The organism is Streptococcus suis (assembly GCF_002964045.1).
Lineage (GTDB): Bacteria > Bacillota > Bacilli > Lactobacillales > Streptococcaceae > Streptococcus > Streptococcus suis_U.
This window is the reverse complement of record NZ_POPB01000309.1, coordinates 1-333: the sequence shown is the minus strand read 5'-3', so window position 1 is coordinate 333 and position 333 is coordinate 1. Positions and strand designations below refer to the sequence as shown.

Here is a 333-nt window from a genome sequence, read left to right as displayed (position 1 = left end):
TCAAGGATTTTTGTTAACAATGGAAAGACATCATCTGTTGGATTGCCAAATAAATGTTTTTCATTCTTATAGAGGTCATCCAGTCCTCTTCCTTTATATTGACCGTTTGAGACAGTTGTTACGCCGTTTGGGTGGGCAGAGATTGCCCAACATTCCCCAGTCTTTTCACTAGGAATGTCGTAGTGGTAGTTGGTCCTTAGGCGATTGCCCCCCCAAATTTTTTCGTGCATAACAGGTGTGAGAAACAAGGGTTCCATGATTTTCTCCTTAGTAGTAAGTATTGAACTATATCAAGTATAACAGATTTGTTAAAAATATGTAGCGAAGGAAGAG

1 protein-coding gene is annotated in these 333 nt (G+C 39.3%); it reads right to left on the bottom strand.

Annotated elements, in window-relative coordinates; translation table 11 throughout:
• A partial coding sequence (locus C1E99_RS04800) for a type I phosphomannose isomerase catalytic subunit (protein ID WP_330848220.1) occupies nucleotides 1-257 on the bottom strand: 257 nt, incomplete at its 3' end.
• Between the last annotated feature and the right edge of the window lie 76 nt (nucleotides 258-333).